Below are 243 nucleotides of genomic sequence, written 5' to 3'. Positions count from 1 at the left end.
GAAAGGGGCGGGGCTTAACCGGGCGTGCCCTTATCGCGCCGTTCGAAGGCTTTTTCATAACCTTCGATAAAGCGCTCATAGAGTGCTGCGAAGGCATCGACGTCCGTCTCGCTCCAGCCGTCGAGGATTTCTGTGATCAACGACAGCTTCTGCGCCCGGATTTCCGACAGCAGCCGCTGGCCGATCGGCGTCATCACCACGACGATGCGCCGCGCATCGGCTTGCGATGCTTCGCGGCGAAGA

The 243-nt window shown here is 60.9% G+C and carries 1 protein-coding gene; it reads right to left on the bottom strand.

Going from position 1 to position 243, the window contains the following annotated elements:
* Positions 1-14 precede the first annotated feature (14 nt).
* The coding region (locus SCA31_RS25160) for a hypothetical protein (RefSeq protein WP_410699664.1) at positions 15-243 on the bottom strand (229 nt) is incomplete at its 5' end.

The organism is Chryseobacterium sp. SIMBA_028 (assembly GCF_046535285.1).
Classification (GTDB): Bacteria; Bacteroidota; Bacteroidia; order Flavobacteriales; family Weeksellaceae; genus Chryseobacterium.
Note: the sequence above shows the minus strand (reverse complement) of the source record. Positions and strands in the feature narration are given on the sequence as shown.